The following is a 659-nucleotide window of genomic DNA, read 5'->3' as shown; positions in this document are numbered from 1 at the left end:
AAAAAATCTACAACAGAAAATCCATTGTCAGCGTATACCGAGATGAAAGAGAAATCTTTATAGGAGAAGTAAGAGAACAGACAAAAGACCTACGAGGAAATAAGAAAGTCCAGTGCGTAGGTCTTTTATCATATCTAGCTGATAGCATCCAGCCTCAGAGGGAATACCACGACCAAACGCCATACCAGCTACTATCAAAGTTCCTAGAGATTCATAATGAAAAAGTGGATGAAAGAAAAAGAATAAAGCTTGGAAGAGTGACCATTACCGATCCAAATGACTCTTTATATCGCTACACCAATTATGAAACCACACTAGAAGTAATTATGACAAAGATGGTAGAAAAACTTGGTGGATATTTGAAACTAAGAAGAGAAGGTAGTCATTTAATTCTTGATTATTTAAGGCTTGAAGAAATGGGAAAAGACACAGGTCAGAACATAGAGTTTGGACTTAACCTTCTTGATTATACAGAAGACTTATCTGCAGAAGATGTGTCAACAGCCATCATTCCACTTGGTAAGGAAATAGAAGGTGATGTGAATGCTGTTCTAAAACAATATACAGATATTACATCGGTAAATGATGGTAAGAACTATCTTGTTTCTAAAGAGGCACTAGCAGAATTTGGCTGGGTTTGTAAGGTGGTACGATGGGAT

Annotated in this window: 1 protein-coding gene; it reads left to right on the top strand. The window is 36.7% G+C overall.

The window, feature by feature from the left end; translation table 11 throughout:
* Positions 1-659 (top strand): phage tail spike protein (locus ACYU87_RS27600; protein WP_461137223.1); only part of this gene is annotated, 659 nt, incomplete at both ends.

It is taken from the genome of Spirosoma lituiforme (assembly GCF_054776635.1).
Note: the sequence above shows the minus strand (reverse complement) of the source record. Positions and strands in the feature narration are given on the sequence as shown.